Origin of the sequence: Pseudomonas morbosilactucae (assembly GCF_023241665.1) — a bacterium.
GTDB classification, from domain to species: domain Bacteria; phylum Pseudomonadota; class Gammaproteobacteria; order Pseudomonadales; family Pseudomonadaceae; genus Aquipseudomonas; species Aquipseudomonas morbosilactucae.
In genome coordinates this window covers 43,226-64,008 of the sequence record NZ_JALQCX010000068.1, presented here as the reverse complement: position 1 = coordinate 64,008, position 20,783 = coordinate 43,226, and the positions used below count along the sequence as shown (strand labels likewise).

Below are 20,783 nucleotides of genomic sequence, written 5' to 3'. Positions count from 1 at the left end.
GGCTCCCCCGGAGCTTTAGGCATAAGACTCGGAGCAATCGCCATGGCCGCACCCCGGCGCGATGGGGAAAATGGCCCGCCTCACTTTTCAGCGCTTTTGCGAGGTTCTTCATGTACACCGCCATCGGTTATGCCGCCCAGTCGGCCACCACTCCCCTCGCCCCCATGAGTTTCCAGCGTCGCAGCCCACGTGCCGATGACGTCGCCATCGAGATCCTGTACTGCGGCGTGTGCCACTCCGACATTCACCAGGCACGCAACGAATGGGGGATCGCCGTCTATCCCTTGATGCCGGGCCACGAGATTGTCGGCAAAGTCACGGCCGTCGGCGCCAGCGTCACCGCGCACAAGGTGGGCGACTTAGTAGGCGTCGGCTGCATGGTGGACTCGTGCCGCCAATGCGCCGCCTGCCAATCGGACCTGGAGCAATACTGCCTGGAAGGCCCGACCATGACCTACGCCACCCCGGACCGGGTCGATGGCAGCAACACCATGGGCGGCTACTCCGACAGCATCGTGGTCAGCGAGCACTTCGTGGTGCGCATCCCCGAGAAGCTCGACCTGGCCAGTGCCGCACCGCTGCTGTGCGCCGGCATCACCACCTACTCGCCGCTCAAGCACTACGGGGTGAAGGCGGGCGACAAGGTCGGGATTCTCGGCATGGGCGGCTTGGGCCACATGGGCATCAAGTTCGCCAAGGCCCTGGGTGCGGAAGTCACCCTGTTCACTCGCTCGGCGAGCAAGGCCGAGGAAGGCCGTCGCCAAGGTGCCGACCATGTGATCGTCTCCACCGATGCCGAACAGATGAAGGCCGTGGCCGGGCATTTCGACTTCCTGCTGGACACCATTCCGGTGCAGCACGACCTCAACCCCTACCTGGACACCCTGCGCTTTGACGGCGTGCACATCCTCGTGGGCCTGATCGAACCGGTTGACCCGCCGGTACACGCCGGCAAGCTGGTGATGAGCCGCCGGGTACTGGCCGGCTCCTTGATCGGCGGTATTGCCGAAACCCAGGAAGTCCTGGATTTCTGCGCCGAGCACAACATCACCTGCGACATCGAGATGCTCGACATCCGCCACATCAACGAGGCTTACACCCGCATGATCAACGGCGACGTGAAGTACCGTTTCGTCATCGACATGGCCACCCTCAAGGTCTGATTCAGGCCTTGGCGCCCAACTCTGCGGACAGCCGAGCGGTCACCTGCTTCACCAGGGGGATCAGCTCGGCCATTTTCTCCAAGGGCATATAAGGCAAGGTACTGGCGATACTGATGCCGGCGACGATCGCGCCGCTGGCATCACGCACCGGCGCCGCCACACAGCGGATCGACGGTTCGTTGTCTTCCAGGTCGAAGGCGTAGCCCCCCTTGACGTACTCCAGCATGCGCTGCTGGAACTGCTCCCACGTCGGCTCCACGTGGTCCGGCCACAATGCATTCTTGCCCCCCACCGGCAGGCTGATCTGATACAGCCGGCGCCAATCCTCGACCCCATCGTCCAGCATCAAGGCCTTGCCGATCCCGGTGCGCGCCAACGGCATGCGATGGCCAACCCGCGAACGCATTTCCGGGCCGTTACGCCCCGGGTTCTTGTGCAGGTACAACACGTCGTCGTCTTCACGGATCGCCAGGTGAATGGTGTCGCCGGTCAGGGCCGAGAGCTCGTCCAGAAACGGCGTGGCCAGGGTCACCAGGGGCAGCGCTTCCCGTGCCTGGAAACCCAGTTCGATCAGCTTCGGCCCCAGCAGGTAGCCCACTTGCGGCACCACCCGCAGGTAGCGTTCCTCCACCAGGCAACTGGCCAGGCGATGGGTGGTGCTACGGGTGGTGCCGATCAGCCCGGCGATCTCCTTGAGGTCACGGGCACCGCTGGCCACGGCCTGGACCACGCCCAGGCCCCGGAGCAGTGTCTGGGTACCGGTGGGGGCGGCATCCTTGGCGGTCTTGGGGGAATCGTCCTGCATATCCAGCCTTCTGAGGGAGAGAACCGGCGGCATTATGGTCGCCCGCCGGTCAGGACTACAACTCGCCAGCGATGGCGAGTTCAATAGCGCCGAGAGCTGCAAGCTGCAAGCTGCAAGCTGCAAGCTGCAAGCTTCAAGCTTCAAGCTTCAAGCTTCAAGGCTCTATCGCCGGCGAGCCGGCTCCTACAAGGGTACGGCGGTGAGGCTTTGTGTAGGAGCTGGCTTGCCAGCGATGGCGATTTCAGCAGCGCCGCAAGCCTCAAGGCTCTGTCGCCGGCGAGGGGGTTACCATTCGGCGAAACTGCCGTCGGCATGGCGCCAGATCGGGTTGCGCCAGCGGTGGCCAATGGCGGCGCGTTCGATGACGTATTCCTCGTTGATCTCGATCCCCAGGCCCGGGCCATTGGGGATCTTCACGTAGCCTTTGTCGTAATCAAACACCCGCGGATCCTTGACGTAATCCAGCAGGTCGTTGCTCTCGTTGTAGTGGATGCCCAGGCTCTGCTCCTGGATAAAGGCGTTGTAGCACACCGCATCCAGTTGCAGGCAGGCCGCCAGAGCGATTGGCCCCAGGGGGCAATGCAGGGCCAGAGCCACGTCATAGGCTTCGGCCATGTTGGCGATCTTGCGGGTCTCAGTGATGCCACCCGCGTGGGACGCATCCGGCTGGATGATGTCCACGTACCCCTCGCTGAGCACCCGCTTGAAATCCCAGCGCGAGAACAGCCGCTCCCCCAAGGCAATCGGCGTGCTGGTCAACGGCGCCAGCTCCTTGAGCGCTTCGTAGTTTTCGCTGAGCACCGGCTCCTCGATAAACATCAGTTTGTAGGGGTCGAGCTCCTTCATCAGCACCTTGGCCATGGGCTTGTGCACCCGGCCATGGAAGTCCACGCCAATCCCCACGTTCGGTCCCACCGCATCGCGTACTGCCGCGACGTTAGCCAGGGCCAGGTCGACCTTGTCAAAGGTGTCGAGAAACTGCAGCTCTTCGGTGCCATTCATTTTCACCGCGGTAAACCCACGCGCCACTGCCTCTTTGGCGGCCCGCGCAGTGTCCGCCGGGCGATCACCGCCGATCCACGAATACACGCGGATTTTGTCCCGCACCTGCCCCCCCAACAGATCACTGACCGACACACCCAAGGCCTTGCCCTTGATGTCCCACAGCGCCTGGTCGATACCGGCCAGGGCACTCATGTGCACCGCGCCGCCCCGGTAGAAGCCGCCGCGATAGAGCACGGTCCAGATGTCTTCGATGTTGCGCGGGTCCTTGCCGATCAGGTAGTCGCTCAGTTCCTCGACCGCCGCCGCCACGGTGTGCGCCCGCCCTTCCACCACCGGTTCGCCCCAACCGGTCACGCCCTGGTCGGTTTCGACTTTGAGGAAACACCAGCGCGGCGGCACGATAAAGGTGGTCAGTTTGGTGATTTTCATCGTTGGTCTCTCTTATTGGATGCAGCGCCCGCAAGCGCCAGGACGTCTCAGGCCAATGTTTTCCAGGCCGCAACATAGGCCTCGGCGCGCAGCGCCACTTGTTCCACACTCAGCCCCGGCTTGAACAGCCCCGAGCCCAAGCCAAAGCCTTTGACCCCGGCTTCGACGAACACTGCCATGTTGTCCGGGGTAATGCCGCCCACCGGCAGCAACACCGTGCCCGCCGGCAACACCGCAAGCCAGGCCTTGACCACCGCCGGGCCCATTTGCTCGGCGGGGAACATCTTCAACACATCGGCGCCTTCGGCCAGCGCGGCGAAAGCCTCGGTGGGGGTGGCCACGCCGGGGGACAGAAACAGCCCCGCCGCCTTGGCTGCCCGCAGCACCAAGGGGTCGCTGTGGGGCATCACGATCACTTGCCCACCCGCGGCCTTGACCTGGTGCACCTGCTCCGGGGTCAGCACTGTACCGGCCCCGATCAGGCAATCGGCAGGCAGGCTGCTGCGCAGGATGCGGATGCTGTCATAGGGTTCCGGGGAATTGAGCGGCACCTCGATGACCCGAAAGCCCGCGCGGTACAACACCGCACCGATGGCCTCGGCCTGTGACGGATGCAGCCCCCGAAGAATCGCCACCAGGCCGTTGTGTGCCAGTGCTTGCTTGAGCATGTCGAACCTCGTTCAGGAATGGGCGCGCACCGGGTCGAGCAGCCCGGCCGCTTCGGCCAGTTGCCACAACCCGCGCTCGGTGGCCTGCTCGGCCAGGGTCACCTGGGCAAAACCGCAGGCTGGAAGGGCCCGGCTGTAGCGGGCACAGAGTTGAGAATTGCCGATAAGCAGGATGGACGGCAGGTGCACGCTGTTGCGCCGGCGGCGCTGCACGGCGGCCAGGGCCGAGAGCTCGTGGCCGATCAACAGCCCGGACAGGTAATCCCCCTGCGCACCCGCGCTGAGCTGGCCGGTGAGGCCGAGGCTGCGGGCGCTGAACATGGTCGACAGCGGGCCGATTTCACCCTCGGCCGACAGCGCCACCTGCACCCCACGATCAAAGGCATCACCGTCAAACAGGCCGCCGACGTGCTGGGTACGCCCGAGGATGCTGTGTTCACTGAGCACGGCAAACAACTCGCCGGTCATGAAGGTATCGAAATGCACGATGCAGCCTTCGTCCACTTCCACCCATTTCGAGTGGCTGCCGGGCAGGCCGATCAACAGGTTGTCCAGCGCGGCGGCGGGCAGGCTCTGCAGCGCGCCGAGCACTTGAGTTTCTTCACCGCGCATCACATTAGGCAAGCGCGAACGCTGGATCACCCCCGGCACGATGTGCAGGTCGGCGCCGCACAGGCTGCGGACCGTGACCAGGGCCTGGCCCAGCTCGGCCACATCCGCCGGCGTCGCGCAGTAACTCGCCTCGCGCCAGCCCTGGGCGCTGCCCACCATGCCGCAGGCAATCACCGGCAAGTCGGGCTGGGCATCCAGCCAATCGCCACAGGCCTCATCGAAGGCCAGCTCGAAACCGTCAGCGCATTCCTGGCCGAGAAGCATCCGCGCAGCCTTGGGCAGTTGCATGATGCCGAAGGTCAGCGTGCGCTGTTCCAGCACCGCGCCTGCGGCCCCGAGTTTGTATGCACGAAGGGAGGTCGTCCCCCAATCGAGGGCAATCAGTTGCGCCTGCATCGCTTCACCTGTGAGTTGTTTTTAGCAGTGAGTGCGTAAGAGCTGATGGCGGCGACTATAAACCTGACGCAATAAAAATCTCAATATATAAATTTACATCCCACATATAGGGAATAAATAGAACAACACATCACCCGTGCCAGCCGATTAAAATGCCGGCCTAATCTATCTGCCCTTCAAGGAAGAACCATGAAATCACTGATCAAGCGCCTGCTGGGTTCCGGCGTGCTGCTCACCACCTGCGCCGCCCAAGGCGGCCAACCCCTGAAGGTGGGCGACATCTGGGCCTATGAAAACCGCCCCGGGGAAAACGCATCGACCCTGACCATTCTGAAAGTCGAGCAGTACCCGGACCTGGGCGAAGTGGTGCACATCCGGGTCGATGGCATCCGGATGCTCAACCCGGTCGATGGTCAGCCGTTCACCGACCTGCCACACCTGCCCTTTCGCGCCAGTGCCGTAGAACGCAGCGTCACCCGGCAAGTGGGCACGGCCAAGGAAATCCCCGACTTCAACGAGGGTTACCAGGTGTGGAAAACCGCCTACGACGCCGGCCAGGCTGGCGCCTTTAAAACCTCGGTGGCGCAAACCCTGGAAGACTTGATCGGCGGCGACTGGGAGCGCACCGAATGACGCACCCGCGAGGCGGCTGATCAACCCAGCCGCCACCCCGCCCCATGCTATATTCCGCCGCCCAAAGCCCCCTCCGTAAGGATCCAGACCGTTGAGCAACTCGCCTGGTATCGCCGCCCTGCACGCCGACCCGACCCAGGCGCTCTATCGCAAGATCACCTGGCGGCTGATTCCGTTTCTGTGCCTGTGCTACCTGGCGGCCTACCTCGACCGGATCAACATCGGCTTCGCCAAGTTGCAGATGACCGACCAGCTGCACTTCAGCGAGACCGCTTTCGGCCTGGGCGCGGGGTTGTTTTTTGTGGGCTACATCCTGTTTGAAGTGCCGAGCAACCTGATCCTGCAGCGCGTCGGGGCGAGGGTCTGGATCGCCCGCATCATGATCACCTGGGGCCTGATCTCGGCCTGCACCCTGCTGGTGACATCCACCACTCAGTTCTACCTGCTGCGGTTTCTCCTCGGGGTAGCGGAAGCCGGCTTTTTGCCGGGGGTGCTGTATTACCTGACCACTTGGTTCCCCACCTACCGCCGGGGCCGCGTCATCGCCCTGTTCATGATCGGCCTACCGCTCTCCAGCGTGATCGGCGGCCCACTGTCGGGCTGGATCATGGGCCACTTCGATAACGCCGCGGGCCTGCGCGGCTGGCAATGGCTGTTCCTGATCGAAGCGGTGCCCAGCGTGCTGTTGGGGCTACTGACGTTCTGGGCGCTGCCCAACCGTTTCCAGGACGCCCAGTGGCTCGACGCCGACGAAAAAGCCCTGCTGGACCAGCAGTTGCGCGCCGACGATGCCGACACTGGCGAACGCCAGCAACGCTTGCGGGACGGCCTGCTCAACCTCAAGGTGTGGATGCTCGGCGGCATCGATTTTTCGATTCTGCTCAGCGCCTACGCCATGGGCTTCTGGATGCCGACCTTTATCCGCAACGCCGGGGTCGTCGACACCCTGCACATCGGCCTGCTGACCGCGCTGCCGAGTGTCGCCGCGTTGCTGGGCATGCTGCTGATTGGCGCCAGCTCGGACAAACACCGCGAACGCCGCTGGCACATCATCGTGCCGTTTCTAGTGGGGGCAGCGGCCATGGCCAGCGCGCCGTTCTTCAGCCACAACCTGGTGGCTACCGTGCTGCTGTTCGCCATTGCCTCCGCGGCCATCATCGGTGCAGTGCCGGTGTTCTTCAGCCTGCCGGCGACCTTTCTCAAGGGCACCGCAGCGGCCGCCGGGTTTGCCCTAGCCTGCTCGCTGGCGAACATCGCCGGCCTGGTGAGCAACTCGCTGATGGGCGTGGCCATCGACGTCACCGGCAGCAGCGCCGGGGCCCTGTGGTTCTTTGCCGGCTGCCTGATCCTCAGCAGCTTGCTGGTGATTGCCTTGCCGGCCAGGCTGGTCAACCGCTAGCGGGTTGCCCCGCCAACGGCCAGGACGGGCCCGCGATCAACCCTGGGCGAAGGCCCGCAGCACTTCGCCGTCCATGCGGTACTTCACCCATTCTTCCTGGGGCTGGGCACCCAGGGATTTGTAGAACTGGATCGCCGGCTCGTTCCACTCCAGCACGCTCCATTCAAAGCGCCCGCAACCGTTGTCGCAGGCGATCTTCGCCAGGTGCCGCAACAGTTGCTTGCCTGCCCCGCCACCGCGCTGCTCGGGGGTGATGTAGAGGTCTTCCAGGTACAGGCAGTTGCTGCCCAGCCAGGTTGAGTAGCTGAAGAAAAACACGGCAAAACCGATCGGTACGCCTTCACGCAGGCACATCAGCCCGTGGGCCGTGGCGCCTTCGCTGAACAGACTGCGCTCGATATCGGCAACCCCGGCGATCACCTCGTGACGGGCGCGCTCGTAATCGGCAAGTTCGGTGATGAACGCAAGAATCTGCGGCGCATCACTGGGCACGGCGGGACGGATCTGGACAGACATCGGTGCATCTCGTGGCGGAATCAGGCGGCCATAGTAGATCGACAGGGCAAACACATGCACGGGCATTTACCGGCCTTTTGCAACTTGCGCAAAACCCCGGTGCAGCGGCTAAAGTGTCCGCCCGTTCGGATTGCCCAGGCCCCCAGATGACCGCCCACGTCTTTGCCCCGCTGCCAGACCTCGCCCGTGTGCTGCTGCCCCACGCCCTGGAACCGGGTTCGGACGGCGCCCATGACCTGTCGCACCTGCAGCGGGTGTGGAACAACGTCCGGCGCATCGCCCACCAGGAAGGCGGCGACCTTGAGGTATTGCTGGCCGCCACCCTGTTGCATGACTGCGTGGCCGTGGAAAAGAACTCGCCGCTGCGCTCACAGGCGTCACGTTTGGCGGCGAACAGGGCCCGCGAGATCCTCGCCGAACGGGCCTGGCCGGCGGAGAAGATCGACGCCGCCGCCCATGCCATCGAAGCCCACAGTTTCTCCGCCGGGATCACGCCGCGCACCCTGGAAGCCAGGATCCTCCAGGACGCCGACCGCCTCGACGCACTCGGCGCCCTGGGTGTCGCCCGCACCTTCTACCTCTCCGGGCGCATGGGCAACGCCCTGTATGACCCTGGCGACCCACGCGCACAGGCCCGGGATTACGACGACAGCCGCTTCACCCTGGACCACTTCAGCACCAAGCTGCTGCACCTGGCCCAGGGTTTCCAGACCCTCGCCGGCAGCCAGTTGGCGGAGGTGCGTCATCAGCGCCTGCAACGTTTCATGGACGAACTCCTGGAAGAGATCGGCGCCTGAGGCGGCCTCCCACTTACTCCGCCAGCGACTAATCCTGAGACCAGCAGGAACACAACAAACCGCCCGCGTGCCCATGGTAGAAATCCGCCCCTAACTCCATCAGGACAAGGCGGACTCATGCCCATGCAAGGCACTGCACAACCCAAGGTTTCAGGAACGCTGTTCGGGCTGTTCTGTCTGGCCAGCTTCCTGCTCTCACTGTCTTACGGCTCGACCTTTCTGCTGTCGTTGCTGATTGGCTCCCGTGGCGGCAATGAGCACGACGCCGGCAGCGTGATTTCCGCCGCCATGCTCAGCACCTTTGTCGCGGTGCTGTGCTCGGGCCACCTGTGTGACCGGCTGGGCGCGGCACGGGCCATTGCCTTGTTCGGCGGGCTGCTGGTGGTGGCCAGCCTGGGCTTTGCCCTGACCCCGGGATTCGGCCACAGCCTGCTGTTCTTCGGTCTGACCCTGGGGCTGGGCTGGGGCCTGTTCTACACCCTGGGGCCGATCCTGGTGGCGATGATGGTGGAGCCGGCCCAGCGCGCCCGGCACTTCGCCCTGCTGTCCGGCAGCATGATGACCGGCATTGGTTGCGGCCCGCTGCTGGGGCGCCTGGCCAATGCCCTGGGCTATCCACTGACTGCCGCGTTTTTCATTGCTGCGGCGGCCAGCCTGCTGGGCATGGTGATCTTCTGGTTCCTCGGCGAGCGCCTGCGCACCACCACCAATCACCTGGGTACGTCGGCAGCGAAAATCAGCTGGGCCAGCAGCACCCAAGTGCTGTCCTCCAAAGCACTGTTTCCCATCCTCATGGTGGGCCTGGGCGGCTGCGTGTTCGGTGGGCTGTCGAGTTTCCAGACCAGCTACGCAGCCTCTCGCGGCCTGGACTACTCGCTGTTCTTTCTCGGCTTTATCAGTGCGGCGATCACCAGCCGCCTGCTGATTGCCGGGATGGTGGTCAAGCGCGACCCCTACCGCGCCGCGTGCCTGTTGTCCGGTTTGATGGTGGTGTCGATCCTGCTGTTCCAGTTCGCCGTGGACAGCCGCTTCAGCTACCTGCTGGCCGCCGTGGTGTTGGGCGTCGGCTACGGCCTGACCTACTCGGTGATCAACGGCCTGGCGGCCAATGAAGCCCCGACCGGCAGCACGCCCCAGGCCCTGCTGTTGTTCAGCCTGGCCTACTTTATCGGTGTGTTCGGCTTTCCCCTGCTGGCCGGCCAGATCATTGTGCAATACGGCATGCAGGCCTTGATGCTGACTGTCCTGGGCATCGCCCTGCTGAACTGGGCGATCAGCCTCGGGCGCTTGTTCTGGCGCGGTTGGCAACAGGCAAAAATCCCCCAGCGCGCTTGAGACCGTTCGTCGATCCTGTGGCACCAACCTCCCCTCAGGGCTGACCAATATCAGGTAGCGACCCTGCAACGAAAGGAGGCGATACCATGATCAAGGTTCAACTGACTGCCCTGGCCCTGGCCGGGCTGCTGTCCTCGGGGGCCTTCGCCGGCGCCACCGGGCCCACCGACCCGGTGGAAGGCCCCACCTCCCCCGCCCCCCAGGGCATGCCGAAGATCAACATCAACCCGCCGCCCATGGAAGAAGGCTCTTTGCCACCCGCCACCGGCACCGACCCGCGGGTGCAGGGCAATGACAGCGGGCGCCAGGGCGGGGTCGGCACCCTGGATTCCAGTGAGCCGGACAAGACGCCATCCGGTAGCGGATCGAAAACCACCACCGGCGGTTCCGGCTCCGAAGGCCGCAGCCAGTAGCCGCAGCCGGCACCGTCGAACAACCGAGGAGTGATCCCATGACTCGAGGCAGTAAACGCAAATACACCGCCGCGCAACGGCGCCGCGCCGCACAAATCGAAGCCAGCTACGAAGAGCGCGGCCTGCCTGAAGCGCAAGCCCAGGCCCGCGCCTGGGCCACGGTGAACAAACAGTCGGGCGGCGGCGAGCGCGCCGGCGGCTCGGGCCAACACAAAGCTGAAAGCGCCAAGGCCAGTGATCGTCGGGAATCGGCGCGTCGGGCTGTGGCCACACGCCAGGGGCATGCCCGCAATAGCGTGGCCTCGCTGGCCAGCATGAAAAAAAGCAGCCTGCTGAAAGAGGCCCGGGACAAGGACATCCCGGGCGCTCGACCATGCGCAAAGAGGAGCTGATCGAAGCGCTGCGCAAAGCCGGTTGATTCAGCCGTGGCGCCTGATTGAGGGCTGGCTCTTCAATCAGGCGTCCAGTCAGGCACCCACGCCAGCCAGCAACTCATCCACCTGTGCCGTGCCCGGCGCGGTGGCTGGACCGCGTCGGGTCACAGCCAGCGCCGCCGCCGCGTTGGCCCGACGCGCCGCCAGCAACGGCTGCAGGCCCTGGGCCAACCCGGCAATCAGCACCCCGGCGTGGGCATCGCCTGCGCCATTGCTGTCCAGCGCCTCGACCTTGAACCCCGGCACATGCTCGGTCCGGCCCTGGCGAGAGATCCAGCACCCCTGAGGACCATCACGCACCACCAGCAGCGCCCCGGCCGGCAGCAGGTCCTGCAGCCGCAGCAAGGCGCCGGCGATGTCCTGGGTGCCGGTAAATTGCTGGGCTTCGATAGCGTTGCTGGTCCAGAGGTCGACCCTCGGCAACAACGCCGCCATCAACGAACCATCCGCCGAATCCACCAGCGGTCCGGGGTCGAAAACCACACACACCTCCCGGGGCAAGGCGGCCAGCCAGTCGAGCAAAGCCTGGGCCTTGTCCGCCAGCAGCAGGCTGTAGCCACTGACGTAGACATAGTCGTCAGCCGCCACCTGCACACCCGCCAAGTCCTCGGCGCTCAGCTCGCCCTCGACGCCAATGTGGGAAATAAAGCTGCGTTCGGCCGAGGCTTCGGTCAGGGCCACGCACAAACCGGTATCCCGGTGCACGCTGGGGCCGAGGCTGGCCTGGATGCCTTCGGCGTGCATCGCCGCCCGAGCCAGGTCGCCGAAACGGCCCTGACCGTGGCGCCCCAGGTACAGCACCGGCAAGCCATTGCGCGCCGCCGCGGCCATCACGTTAAAGCCGCCACCGGTTTCAAAACGGGCGGATTGCGCCAGCACGTCCCCCCCGGAACAGGGCAAATGGTCCACGGCCATGACCAGGTCGACGATCACCTGGCCGCTGTGCAGCAATCTAGGCATGGGCATTCTCGATCAACCCGGCACGGCGATCCCGGGCCCCGCCCAGCAGGCCGTAAACCCCACCGGCGACCAGGAAGGTGACGATCCAGCCGAGGCCGTTATGGCCCAGCCAGGAGTCGGCCAAGGGGCCGGCGAACCAGGTGTTTTCGGCCGTGGTGCCGATGGTGGTGAAACTGAAACCCAGGACAATGGCCAGGGCCCAGGCACCGAAGGCGCGCCACTCCACGCCGCCGCGATACCAGTAGGCGCTGCTCGGGCTGACATCCAGCAGGTCCTTGGGGCTGTAGTAATGGCGATGAATCAGGTCGACCACGAAAATCCCCACCCACGCGGTGATCGGCACCGCCAGCAAGGAGATGAAGGTAATGAAGGGCCCGTAGAAGCTCTCGGCAATCAGCATGAAGTAAATCGAGCCGGCAAAGATCGCCACGATGTCCACCACGACTGCGTGCAAGCGCTTGACCTTGAGCCCCAGGGTCAAGGTGGTGAGGCCGGCGGAATACACCGAGAGGTTGTTCGACAGCAGCAGGCCACCGAATGCGGTGATCAGGTACGGCACGGCCATCCAGGTCGGCAGCATGTCGCGAATGGCGATGATCGGGTCCGTGGCCGAGGCCAGGTCGTTATTGCCCACCGACAGCAAGCCACCCAGGGTGATCAACAGCACCAAGGGAATACCGGCGCCGAATGCGGCCGAAGCCACCAGGCGCGCCGCCTTGACGCTGCGGTGCTGGTAGCGGGACATGTCTGCGCCGGCATTGGCCCAACCGATGCCGGTGCCCGCGGCCATGGTGCCGACGCCAATGATCATGGCGCTGAGGGGCGCCGGGGTGGCGTTGAACACTGCGGTCCAATCGATGGTGGCGCAAAGGAAGCCGCCCACCAGCAGGTTCAGGGCCCCGAAGACGTAGGTGGCCCACTTCTGGATCACCAGCAGCGTGGCGTGGCCCAGCCCGGAAACCGCCAGGGTCAGCAGCACGAAAATGCCGATGAACAGCAAGGTCAGCAGCGGTGCGCTTTTGGCTTGCACAGGCGAGTTGAACAGGATGGAACACAAGGACAGCAGCACGAAGGCCGCGGTGGTGGTGTTGACGGTTTCCCAGCCCAGGCGCGACATCAGCGACACCAGGGTCGGGCCGATATTGCCCCGCACGCCGAAGATCGCCCGTGACAGGGTCAGGCTGGGCGCGCGACCGCGGCGCCCGGCGATTGAGATGATCCCCACCACGGCAAAGGAGCCCGCCGCGCCGAGGATCGCCACGATGACCGCCTGCCAGATCGCCATCCCGCGAAAGGCCACCAGGGTCGCCCCCAGCGGTAGGCCGAGGATGCTGATGTTGGCGGCGAACCAGACCCAGAACAGTTGCAGCGGATGGCCGTTGCATTCGCCTTCCGGTACCGGTTCGATCCCCCGGGTCTCCAATTGCCCGGCGCTTTGTCCGATGCTCTGTGAACTCATGAAACGTGCTCCTGTTGCCGTTGTTATGGTTGTAGGCAATTACGGAAGTTGATCAGCATCCTGGCAGTCCTCGCCATTGCAGTGCATTCCATTGCCAATTGTTTGCCGCCCGCCGGGCCCGCCCGGGGCCGGCCGGTCGGCGCTTGCCTCAGCGCAGGGCCAGTAGCCCCTGCACCAGCGGCTGAAGGTCCAGGTCGTTGACCTGCTTGACCTGCTCGACCAGGTCGGTGGGCCAGCACTCCAACCCCAGGCACGCGCCGAGCATCGCCCCGAGTATCGCGGCAATGGTGTCGGTGTCGCCACCCAGGCTGGCGGCCATGCACAGGGCCTCGAAGGCCTGGAGTTCACCCATGGCCACCTGCTGCGCCAAGGCAAAGGACACCACCACCGACTCCTGGGAGGCCACGGAGGTACCGATCACGTCATACAGCAGGTCGGCGAGCAACGCCTTGTCGCTCTCCACACTCAGGGTCCGCGCCCAACTGATGCGCGTGGCGATGCGTCCACCGGCGACCCAATGCCCATGGGCCTCGGCTTGCTGGGCCACTTGCACGCCCACTTGCAGGGCGTCGAGCAGGGGCACGCCGTTGATGCCGGCCGAGACCACCGCCGCCACTGCCGCCGCGCTGGAAATGCCCAAGGTCGTGTTGTGCGTCACCTGGCAGGCCTGAACCACGGCCTGGATAAAGGCAGGCCCTTGGTCCACATCGGCGGCGATGCCCACCGGCGTGATGCGCATCGCGGCGCCGTTGGTGGTGCCGTAGCGCCCCGATTCTTCAGGAGAATGGCCGGCGAGAATCATCTCGATGGCGCGTTTGGTCGAAGGGCCCAGCAGGTCTTGCGAGCCTTTGGCCTGCATCACCGCCTCCCATTCGATCAGGCGCTGGGCCAGCAATGCCGGTTCAATCCGGCCCTGGCCGTCGATCAGCAACTGGCCCACCAGGATCGCTTGCTCGGTGTCATCGGTGATCGAGCCCTTGGGCATGTTGGCGGCAATCGGCTGGTCGGGGCCGGCGTCTTCCAGGCCACTGATGGCGCCAAAGCGCTGTTGGATCTGTGCGCGACTCAGGGACTGGGTCGGCATGCCCAAGGCATCTCCCAAGGCCAGGCCGTAGAACGCGCCGAGGGCGCGATTGAACGGGGTCATTTCTGCGCCCCGAATTGCAGGTGCAGACGAAAATGCACGGGGTCGAGAAAACTCTCCACCTGCTCCATGAACCGGCCCTGGCGATCGTAGGTGGTGCGCAAGGCCTTGAGGAACACCGTGCCCACTGGTCGACCGAGCAGTGCGGCCTGTTCGGCGTTCAACGGCTCGGCACCGATCCACTGGTCGCCACGCTCACCGATATAGCCATAGGCGGCCAGGGTGATGGTCAGGGAGTTATCGATCAGGCCGACGCGGGGCAGGCTTTCCAGGCCGCCCGTGGCAGGCATCAACGAACGTTCGAGGGACACCACAGAACCGTCGGTGGAGCGTCGACGGCGATCCAGGGCGATGAACTGGTCAGTGCCGAAGCGGCTGAGCAGGTCCGGCCGTTGCACCGCTTCCAGGCGCAGCACTTCAGTGTTGATCAGGGCACCGGTGTCAGCCAGGGCCTGGGCCCAACCGTTGCCTTGGTCGAGGATCACACCGTCGAAGGTGACGATGGAGCCCACACCGCTTTGCGTGGCGATGTACTTGCGGCGCTTGAGCTCGGCCAGGGCCTCACGCAAGGTGCCGCGGCTGACACCGAATTCTTCAGCCAACTGGTGCTCACCCGGCAGCAGGAAACCGTCCTCCATGAGGCCGCTCTCGATGCGTCGAATCAGTTCGTCGACCACCCGTGTTTTTTTTATCGAATCGGACATGTTTAATCATGTACAAATTGAAGCTGAAAAGTATCGGCTTCGGCAACAAATTTATTTGGTCATCCAAGAAAAATAACCGGCAGGACGCCGGAAGACATTGAGCGGTATCAGCCCGGCCCTGCTTGGCAGGACCGGGCGATACGCTGGAGAGGTGCAGGCTAGCGCTGTTTCAGACGGTCGATCACCACCGCCAGAAGGAGGATCGAACCGCGAATCACGTACTGATAGAAGGTATCGATATTCTTCAGGTTCATGGCGTTCTCGATGATCGCCAGAATCAGCACCCCGGCGATCACGTGACGAATCATGCCAATCCCGCCACTCAGGGACACACCGCCCAGTACACAGGCAGAAATCACCGTCAGCTCGAAGCCCTGGCCGATCATCGGCTGGCCCGAGGTCATGCGCGAGGCGAGAATCACCCCGGCCAAGGCGCCAATCAGCCCGTGGACGGCGAAAATGATGATCTTCGTGCGGTCCACGTTGACCCCAGCCAGCAACGCCGCTTCCTGATTGCCGCCGATGGCCATGGTGTTGCGCCCGTAGGTGGTGTAGTTGAGCAGCCAGCCGAAGAACACGAAACACACCAGGGTGATCAGGATCGGTACCGGCACACCGAACAGTTGGCCGTTGCCGAAGACGAAGAAGCTTTCCTGGGACACGCCCACAGCCTTGCCGTCGGCAAAGATGTAGGCCAGGCCGCGGACGATCTGCATAGTCGCCAACGTCGTAATCAATGCGTTGACCCGCAGCTTGGCGATGACGATACCGTTGATCAGGCCCACGATCAGCCCCATCAGCAGCGCCGCGCTGACCCCGAGGAACACGCTGTTGGTGGCCCGCATCACCACCGCCGCGACGACCCCGGCGCAAGCGATGACCGAGCCGACGGAAAGGTCGAAGTGCCCGGACGCCAGGCAATAGAGCATGGTGCAGGCGGCGATCCCGGTGGTGGAAATCGCCAGCCCCAGGCCACGCATGTTCAGGGGCGAGAGGAAGTTGTCGATCAACAGGGTGCAGAGGACAAAAATCCCCAGGGCCGCCAGCAGCATCACCCAGTCATCGAAAAAGCGTCGCAGGTTGAGGCTTTTGCGCGGCGCATCCAGGGTTGTGTTTTGCGTATTCATAGACACCTCTTGGTTCACCAGGGCCTTAGTCGCGCTGGCGGGGCAAAGCCATGTGCAGCAGGTTGGATTCATTGGCTTCGGCACGGGGCAACTCGCCGCGTACCGCGCCCTCACAGAGCACCAGGATGCGGTCGGCAATGCCCATGACTTCCATCAGGTCGCTGGACACCACAATCACCGCAATGCCGCTGGCGGCCAGGTTATGGATGATCTGGTAGATCTCGGCCTTGGCGCCGATGTCGATGCCCCGGGTCGGCTCGTCCAGCAACAGGACCTTCATCGGCATCGACAGCCAGCGACCCAAAATGGCCTTTTGCTGATTGCCGCCGGACAGGTACATGATTTTCTGCCCGGGCGACGGGGTCTTCACTTTCAGGGCCTTGATCTGTTTGTCGGCGTTGCCCCGTTCCCAGTCGCCACGCAGCAGGCAGCCCAGGGCGGAGTGAGCACCGCGGGCGCTGATGTTGATGTTCTCGGCGACGCTGGCCAGCGGCAGGATGCCTTCCTTCTTGCGGTCCTCGGGGCACAGCAGGATGCCGGCACCGATGGCGTCACGGGGCGAGCGCAAGGTCAGCGGCTGCCCCGCCAACTCCAGGCGGCCGGCGCTCTGGCGCGACAGGCCACTGAGTAACCGCAGCAACTCGGTACGCCCGGCACCCACCAGGCCGAACAGGCCGAGAATCTCGCCCTGGTGCACGGCAAAACTCACCGGCTCGCGCAGCCCCGGGCCCAACAGGCCGTCGACCTTAAGGCTGACCGGGCCCTGTTCGCGGGGACGATAATCGTAGATGTCCTGGATATCCCGACCGACCATGCAGGTCACCAATTGGTCGTGGCTCAGCTCGCTCATCTGCTCGAAGGTGCGCACGTAGCGGCCGTCCTTGAACACCGTCACCGCGTCGCAGATGCGGAACACCTCCTCCATGCGGTGAGAGACGTACAGCACCACTTTGCCCTCTTCACGCAGGCGCCCGATGATCGCCATCAAGCGCTCAATCTCCCGCGCCGAGAGGCTGCTGGTAGGCTCGTCGAAGGCAATCACATGGGCGCCACGGGACAGCGCCTTGGCAATTTCCACCAGTTGCCGCTGCCCCAGGGACAGGCGACCAACCTTGTCCTGGGGGTCGATTTCATCGGCCAGGCCTTTGAGCAATGCCAGGGCCTTGCGCCGCAGCTCACCGCCCTTGACCAGGCCGAAGCGCGACGGCAAATGACCAAGAAACAGGTTCTCGGCCACGGTCATTTCCGGCACCAGGTGCAGTTCCTGGTGAATCACCGCCACACCGCTGGCGATGCTCTGTGCGGTGGATTTGAAACTCAGCGTCTGTTCGCCGATCTGCAAATGGCCGCTACTGGGTGCATAGGCCCCGCCGAGAATCTTCAACAGCGTGGACTTGCCCGCGCCGTTCTCCCCCATCAGCGCATGCACCGTGCCCGGATGGGCCACAAAACTGATGTCGGCCAGGGCCTGAACCCCGGGAAAACGCTTGCCGATACCTTTGAAACTCAGGCTGCCGCCCGGCCCAGCCGCAGCCGGGCTGCTTGTTTGCGCGTGCATAATGCCTCCTCGCCCTGTCGCCTCTTCACCCGTTGATCGGGCCCGTTGCCGGGCCCCTGTCGAAGCCCTCGGCGGTCAATTCCACAAGCCGATCTTTTCCAGCTCCTGCTTGAAGTTCTCCCGGGTGATCAGGGTGACGTCATCCATGGCGGTGTACTTGGGCGGTTCTTTGCCGGTGGTGACCCACTCGAACATCATGCTCGCGGTGTTGTAGCCCTCGATGTGCGGGCTGGGCAGCATGGAACCGAAGAAACCGCTGTTGGGTTTTTTCAGCTCGCCGATGGCGTCGGTGCCGTTGATGCCGATGCCGATCACATTGGCCGCGGCAAAGCCGGCGCTTTCCGTGGCGCGCACGCCGCCGAGCACGGTGTTGTCGTTCATCCCGCCGATGATCAGGTTCTTCGCCGCGCCGGGGAGTTTCACCAGAGCCGAGTTGGTGGCGTCCATGCTGCCCGGCACGTCCAGGGTCTTGAGCGCCGCGTAGATGATATGGGCCTCGGGCAAACCGGCGTCCTTGAGGGACTTGACTGAACCGTCGGTACGTTTCTTACCGGTGTCCAGCTCGTTGAAGGTATTGATCACCGCGTAGGTGTCCTTCCAGTCCCAACCACGTTTCTTGGCTTCGGTGGCCATGGCGTTGCCTTGCTTCTGGCCCACCTCAAAGGCCGCCATGCCCAAGTACGGCACCTCTTCCATGAACTTGCCGTTGGCGTCGACGAAGCGGTCGTCCACCGCCATTACCTTGAGGTCATTGAGCTTGGCCTTGGCCATGATTGCCGGACCCAGGGACACGTCCGGCGGGCAGATGACAAACCCCTTGGCGCCGTTGGCCGCCAGGCTATCGATGGCAGAAAGAGTCTTCTCACCGTCAGGCACGGCGATCTTGATCAGGGTAAAGCCCTTGTCCTTGGCGGCTTTTTCCGCAAAGGCCCACTCGGTCTGGAACCAGGGCTCTTCCGCCTGCTTGACCAGAAAACCGATTTTCACTGCTTCGGCCGCCAGCAGGCTGCTGCTCAGGCTGAACGCGGTGACCGCCAGGGCGGCGTGACACAGGGAACGGATCCCACGACGACGATTCATAGCTCACTCCTTATTTTTATTGAAAGCCAACAACGTCCAGCTGGGTCACCTGACCCGTACGCCCCCGGTGGGAGCCGTCACTGCAGTAAAGCAATAGTCATATCATATGATCATTAAATTTCAGGCAGACCCATGCCCTGAAATCGGCACCGACTCAATCGTGGTACAGCACCGAGCGACCACCATCGATGGTGATGCACGAGGCGTTGATAAACGGTGCTTCATCGCTGGCCAGGAACACCGCCGTCATCGCCACTTCAATGGGCTGGCCGATACGCCGCGGCGGGTGCAGGTCCAGGGCACGCTGACGCTCGGCATGGGGATCGGCAAAACCGTTCCAGTAATCGACGTTCAACTGGGTTTCGATGTAACCCGGGGCAATGGCATTGACGCGCACGCCCTTGGGCGCGTACTCGATGCCCAGGGCCCGCGTCAGGCCGAGCAGGCCGTGCTTGGCCACCGGGTAGGGGAAGCAGCCGGGAATGATGTTCGTCGAATGGGTGGAAGCGATGTTGATGATGCTGCCCACGCCCTGCTCGATCATCTGCGGCAGGACCGCCTTGCAGCCATACCAGGCGCCGTCCAGGTCAATGGCAAAGCAGCGACGCCAGTCTTCCTCGGTCATCTGCAGGGGATCGCGGAACACATTGACCCCGGCGCAGTTGACCAGCACATCGATCCGTCCATGCAGTTCCATGGCCATGGCGGCCAGGGCATTGAGGTCCTGCTGGGAGGAAACATCGGCCCGCAGCGCCTGGACATCGGCGCCCTGCTCCCGCCAATGGGCGGCCACGGCTTCGACCTTCTCCGCCTGGATGTCACTGATCACCAGTTTGGCCTGCTGCGCGGCGAAGCAGGCGACGATCGCCTCGCCAATGCCTTGGGCGCCACCGGTGAGCAACACCACCTTGTTTTTCAAGCGCTCGCCCCGGGGCGGTTCAGGCACCGGCGGCAAGGAAAGGGCTTCAGCCATGAATCGGGACTCCTGTGGCAAGGCAGACAAGCGCCGAACGTGCTGGGACGGTCGGGCGAGAACAGACGAAAGGGTCAAGGATGAGCAAGCGTGCGCGTGAGGGCCTGGACGGCCATCGGCACAAACTCCACGAGGGAGTGGATGGGAAAATCTCTGCATCGCGTCACCGGTATTATTTTTTTGTGTGAGTGCGTGGAGCTGGGGCCGACTATAAACCCGACCGTAGAAATATCTCAATATATAATTTTACATCCCACATAGTGGGAACTAACCCGCAAAGCGCGTGCACGGTAAACCCGGGGTTTCAACCCGGATCGACAGCACCGCGCCGTCCAATGGATGCCGGTTCGGGCTGGCGGCGCTGGTGACGTAGAGGGTGCGCAGGTCAGGGCCGCCGAACACGCAACTGGTGGGCCGGCTGACCGGCAGCTCGATGACCTGGCGCACCGTGCCTTCAGGACTCAGGCGCAACAGGCAACTGCCGTCCCAGCGCGCATTCCAGATATCGCCGTCGGCATCCATCGCCGAACCGTCGGGCACGCCCCGGGCATGGGGCGCCAAATGCACCTGGGCCGGGCCAAGACTGCCGTCTGCCCGAACTTCATGCCGGTACAGGGTGGCGTCCAGGCTGTCGGCGAAGTACAGAACACTGCCGTCGTCGTTCCACAGCAAGGTATTGGCGATGCCCAGGCCTTCCAGCAGCGGCGTGACCCGGGCATCGGCATCCACCCGAAACAAGCCGCCGGAGCGCCGCAACACCGGCAGATCCTCACCGTCGGGACCAATATTGTTCTGCATGCTGCCAAGCCAGAGCCGGCCCTGGGCATCACAACGGGCCTCATTGGCCCGGTTGCCGGCCTGCCGGTCGGCGACGCAAAACAGTTGCAATCGAGGGGCGTGCTCCGGCGAGTCGAGGTCCAGCCGATACACCCCACTGCCCAGGGTCACCAGGGCATCGCCGCGTTCTGTAGGAATAAACGCCGACCCGGGCTCGGGCAGGTGCCAACTGCGCAACTGGCCGTCCTGCTGGCGCAAGGCCCGCTGGCCGACAATATCGACCCAATACAACGCCTGCTCCCGAGCCTCCCAGAAAGGCCCCTCCCCCAGTTGCGCCCGATGGGCGCTCACCGCTGTCCAGTCCATGCAACCTCCCGCTCTTATTGTTATGGGTCA

General features: G+C 64.0%; 19 protein-coding genes and 2 pseudogenes. 7 read left to right on the top strand and 14 right to left on the bottom strand.

Going from position 1 to position 20,783, the window contains the following annotated elements; translation table 11 throughout:
* The first annotated feature begins 110 nt into the window (after positions 1–110).
* Positions 111–1,163: an NAD(P)-dependent alcohol dehydrogenase gene (locus M1B35_RS28970; RefSeq protein WP_123330421.1), complete on the top strand. Its 1,053-nt coding sequence runs from the start codon at positions 111–113 to the stop codon at positions 1,161–1,163.
* A 1-nt stretch (position 1,164) separates the two neighbouring features.
* Here M1B35_RS28970 and M1B35_RS28965 read toward each other — a convergent pair whose 3' ends face one another.
* From M1B35_RS28965 to M1B35_RS28950, 4 genes are all read right to left on the bottom strand, one after another.
* Entirely contained in the window at positions 1,165–1,968 is an 804-nt protein-coding gene (locus M1B35_RS28965) for an IclR family transcriptional regulator (protein ID WP_268263758.1), read from the bottom strand.
* A 285-nt stretch (positions 1,969–2,253) separates the two neighbouring features.
* Positions 2,254–3,402, bottom strand: coding sequence for a galactonate dehydratase (gene dgoD, locus M1B35_RS28960; RefSeq protein ID WP_268263757.1), 1,149 nt, complete (start codon positions 3,400–3,402; stop codon positions 2,254–2,256).
* A gap of 47 nt (positions 3,403–3,449) precedes the next feature.
* Positions 3,450–4,070, bottom strand: coding sequence for a 2-dehydro-3-deoxy-6-phosphogalactonate aldolase (locus M1B35_RS28955; protein ID WP_123330415.1), 621 nt, complete (start codon positions 4,068–4,070; stop codon positions 3,450–3,452).
* A gap of 12 nt (positions 4,071–4,082) precedes the next feature.
* On the bottom strand, positions 4,083–5,078 hold the full coding sequence (locus M1B35_RS28950) for a 2-dehydro-3-deoxygalactonokinase (protein ID WP_268263756.1): 996 nt from the start codon (positions 5,076–5,078) through the stop codon (positions 4,083–4,085).
* 189 nt (positions 5,079–5,267) lie between these two features.
* Between M1B35_RS28950 and M1B35_RS28945 the strand changes: the two genes are divergently transcribed.
* Both M1B35_RS28945 and M1B35_RS28940 read left to right on the top strand, forming a co-directional pair.
* A complete protein-coding gene (locus M1B35_RS28945; protein ID WP_268263755.1) occupies positions 5,268–5,711 on the top strand; it encodes a hypothetical protein in 444 nt (147 codons plus the stop codon).
* Between the two features lie 91 nt (positions 5,712–5,802).
* Positions 5,803–7,110 carry an MFS transporter gene (locus tag M1B35_RS28940; RefSeq protein WP_123330409.1) on the top strand — a complete coding sequence of 436 codons (1,308 nt, stop codon included), beginning with the start codon at positions 5,803–5,805 and terminating at the stop codon, positions 7,108–7,110.
* A 36-nt stretch (positions 7,111–7,146) separates the two neighbouring features.
* On the opposite strand, the gene M1B35_RS28935 is transcribed toward M1B35_RS28940, so the two are convergent.
* Complete coding sequence (locus M1B35_RS28935; protein WP_123330407.1) at positions 7,147–7,626, bottom strand: GNAT family N-acetyltransferase; 480 nt, start codon at positions 7,624–7,626, stop codon at positions 7,147–7,149.
* 146 nt (positions 7,627–7,772) lie between these two features.
* Between M1B35_RS28935 and M1B35_RS28930 the strand changes: the two genes are divergently transcribed.
* The 4 genes and pseudogenes from M1B35_RS28930 to M1B35_RS28915 all read left to right on the top strand — a co-directional run bounded on the left by M1B35_RS28930 (position 7,773) and on the right by M1B35_RS28915 (position 10,589).
* Positions 7,773–8,423, top strand: a complete 651-nt coding sequence (locus M1B35_RS28930; protein WP_268263754.1) for an HD domain-containing protein — start codon at positions 7,773–7,775, stop codon at positions 8,421–8,423.
* Between the two features lie 117 nt (positions 8,424–8,540).
* Positions 8,541–9,758, top strand: a complete 1,218-nt coding sequence (locus tag M1B35_RS28925) for an MFS transporter (protein ID WP_425273459.1) — start codon at positions 8,541–8,543, stop codon at positions 9,756–9,758.
* Positions 9,759–9,844: 86 nt separating this feature from the next.
* A complete protein-coding gene (locus M1B35_RS28920; RefSeq protein ID WP_123330403.1) occupies positions 9,845–10,171 on the top strand; it encodes a hypothetical protein in 327 nt (108 codons plus the stop codon).
* A 38-nt stretch (positions 10,172–10,209) separates the two neighbouring features.
* Positions 10,210–10,589, top strand: a pseudogene (locus M1B35_RS28915) (Rho termination factor N-terminal domain-containing protein).
* Between the two features lie 49 nt (positions 10,590–10,638).
* On the opposite strand, the gene M1B35_RS28910 reads toward M1B35_RS28915, so the two are convergent.
* The 9 genes and pseudogenes from M1B35_RS28910 to M1B35_RS28870 all read right to left on the bottom strand — a co-directional run bounded on the left by M1B35_RS28910 (position 10,639) and on the right by M1B35_RS28870 (position 20,753).
* Positions 10,639–11,565, bottom strand: a complete 927-nt coding sequence (locus tag M1B35_RS28910) for a PfkB family carbohydrate kinase (protein WP_123330399.1) — start codon at positions 11,563–11,565, stop codon at positions 10,639–10,641.
* Positions 11,558–13,024 carry a purine-cytosine permease family protein gene (locus tag M1B35_RS28905; protein ID WP_123330397.1) on the bottom strand — a complete coding sequence of 489 codons (1,467 nt, stop codon included), beginning with the start codon at positions 13,022–13,024 and terminating at the stop codon, positions 11,558–11,560. Before M1B35_RS28905 ends, M1B35_RS28910 begins: the two co-directional genes overlap by 8 nt.
* Positions 13,025–13,172: 148 nt before the next feature.
* Positions 13,173–14,171, bottom strand: coding sequence for an ADP-ribosylglycohydrolase family protein (locus M1B35_RS28900; RefSeq protein ID WP_268263753.1), 999 nt, complete (start codon positions 14,169–14,171; stop codon positions 13,173–13,175).
* Positions 14,168–14,882: pseudogene (locus M1B35_RS28895) on the bottom strand (GntR family transcriptional regulator). The gene M1B35_RS28900 and the pseudogene M1B35_RS28895 overlap by 4 nt, the downstream one beginning before the upstream one ends.
* Positions 14,883–15,030: 148 nt before the next feature.
* Positions 15,031–15,999, bottom strand: coding sequence for an L-arabinose ABC transporter permease AraH (araH, locus tag M1B35_RS28890; protein WP_123330393.1), 969 nt, complete (start codon positions 15,997–15,999; stop codon positions 15,031–15,033).
* 25 nt (positions 16,000–16,024) lie between these two features.
* Positions 16,025–17,557, bottom strand: a complete 1,533-nt coding sequence (gene araG / locus M1B35_RS28885) for an L-arabinose ABC transporter ATP-binding protein AraG (protein ID WP_268263752.1) — start codon at positions 17,555–17,557, stop codon at positions 16,025–16,027.
* A 75-nt stretch (positions 17,558–17,632) separates the two neighbouring features.
* Complete coding sequence (locus M1B35_RS28880) at positions 17,633–18,637, bottom strand: substrate-binding domain-containing protein (RefSeq protein WP_123330388.1); 1,005 nt, start codon at positions 18,635–18,637, stop codon at positions 17,633–17,635.
* A 154-nt stretch (positions 18,638–18,791) separates the two neighbouring features.
* The gene (locus M1B35_RS28875) at positions 18,792–19,610 is read right to left on the bottom strand and encodes an SDR family oxidoreductase (protein ID WP_123330386.1); all 819 of its coding nucleotides are present in this window, start codon (positions 19,608–19,610) and stop codon (positions 18,792–18,794) included.
* Positions 19,611–19,877: 267 nt separating this feature from the next.
* Complete coding sequence (locus tag M1B35_RS28870; protein ID WP_268263751.1) at positions 19,878–20,753, bottom strand: SMP-30/gluconolactonase/LRE family protein; 876 nt, start codon at positions 20,751–20,753, stop codon at positions 19,878–19,880.
* Between the last annotated feature and the right edge of the window lie 30 nt (positions 20,754–20,783).

Bases quoted from the DNA above. Each gene is read 5' to 3' on its own strand.
- M1B35_RS28970 (WP_123330421.1), top strand. From the start codon at position 111: ATGTACACCGCCATCGGTTATGCCGCCCAGTCGGCCACCACTCCCCTC.
- M1B35_RS28965 (WP_268263758.1), bottom strand. From the start codon at position 1,968: ATGCAGGACGATTCCCCCAAGACCGCCAAGGATGCCGCCCCCACCGGT.
- dgoD (WP_268263757.1), bottom strand. From the start codon at position 3,402: ATGAAAATCACCAAACTGACCACCTTTATCGTGCCGCCGCGCTGGTGT.
- M1B35_RS28955 (WP_123330415.1), bottom strand. From the start codon at position 4,070: ATGCTCAAGCAAGCACTGGCACACAACGGCCTGGTGGCGATTCTTCGG.
- M1B35_RS28950 (WP_268263756.1), bottom strand. From the start codon at position 5,078: ATGCAGGCGCAACTGATTGCCCTCGATTGGGGGACGACCTCCCTTCGT.
- M1B35_RS28945 (WP_268263755.1), top strand. From the start codon at position 5,268: ATGAAATCACTGATCAAGCGCCTGCTGGGTTCCGGCGTGCTGCTCACC.
- M1B35_RS28935 (WP_123330407.1), bottom strand. From the start codon at position 7,626: ATGTCTGTCCAGATCCGTCCCGCCGTGCCCAGTGATGCGCCGCAGATT.
- M1B35_RS28930 (WP_268263754.1), top strand. From the start codon at position 7,773: ATGACCGCCCACGTCTTTGCCCCGCTGCCAGACCTCGCCCGTGTGCTG.
- M1B35_RS28925 (WP_425273459.1), top strand. From the start codon at position 8,541: ATGCCCATGCAAGGCACTGCACAACCCAAGGTTTCAGGAACGCTGTTC.
- M1B35_RS28920 (WP_123330403.1), top strand. From the start codon at position 9,845: ATGATCAAGGTTCAACTGACTGCCCTGGCCCTGGCCGGGCTGCTGTCC.
- M1B35_RS28910 (WP_123330399.1), bottom strand. From the start codon at position 11,565: ATGCCTAGATTGCTGCACAGCGGCCAGGTGATCGTCGACCTGGTCATG.
- M1B35_RS28905 (WP_123330397.1), bottom strand. From the start codon at position 13,024: ATGAGTTCACAGAGCATCGGACAAAGCGCCGGGCAATTGGAGACCCGG.
- M1B35_RS28900 (WP_268263753.1), bottom strand. From the start codon at position 14,171: ATGACCCCGTTCAATCGCGCCCTCGGCGCGTTCTACGGCCTGGCCTTG.
- araH (WP_123330393.1), bottom strand. From the start codon at position 15,999: ATGAATACGCAAAACACAACCCTGGATGCGCCGCGCAAAAGCCTCAAC.
- araG (WP_268263752.1), bottom strand. From the start codon at position 17,557: ATGCACGCGCAAACAAGCAGCCCGGCTGCGGCTGGGCCGGGCGGCAGC.
- M1B35_RS28880 (WP_123330388.1), bottom strand. From the start codon at position 18,637: ATGAATCGTCGTCGTGGGATCCGTTCCCTGTGTCACGCCGCCCTGGCG.
- M1B35_RS28875 (WP_123330386.1), bottom strand. From the start codon at position 19,610: ATGGCTGAAGCCCTTTCCTTGCCGCCGGTGCCTGAACCGCCCCGGGGC.
- M1B35_RS28870 (WP_268263751.1), bottom strand. From the start codon at position 20,753: ATGGACTGGACAGCGGTGAGCGCCCATCGGGCGCAACTGGGGGAGGGG.